Genomic DNA, 387 nt, shown 5'->3' with positions numbered 1-387 from the left:
CCCACCGCCAGCGCCACCCATACGCGCGGGTCGGCCAGCATGCGGCGGCCCTGCGGCAGCGCCAGCAGCGCAATGAAGCCGACACCGATGACGCCAATGAAACGGTAGTGGCTGAGCGCACCGATCAGCAGGCCCAGCGCCAGCTTCATCGCCGACGACGCATCCACGTTGTGCAGCAGGCGCGCACCGGCGTGCAGGCAGATCACCGCCGCAAGCGCCATCGGCACATCCGGCACGGCCAGCAGGCCCAGCGTGGCCGACAGCGGCATCAGCAGGGTCAGGCTGCCCGCCTGCCACCCTGCGACGTTGCCAAACCAGCGCGTGGCGATGCGCACCACCAGCAACGGCAGCAACGCACCGATGGCCAGGAACGGCAGGCGCAATGCG

General features: G+C 70.3%; 1 protein-coding gene. It reads right to left on the bottom strand.

Annotated features, from left to right (window positions below):
• The coding region (locus MPC4_RS05355) for a glycosyltransferase family 39 protein (protein WP_174511616.1) at nucleotides 1-387 on the bottom strand (387 nt) is incomplete at both ends.

This window comes from Methylocella tundrae, from assembly GCF_901905185.1.
Taxonomy (GTDB): domain Bacteria; phylum Pseudomonadota; class Alphaproteobacteria; order Rhizobiales; family Beijerinckiaceae; genus Methylocapsa; species Methylocapsa tundrae.
This window is presented reverse-complemented; position numbering and strand designations above follow the sequence as displayed.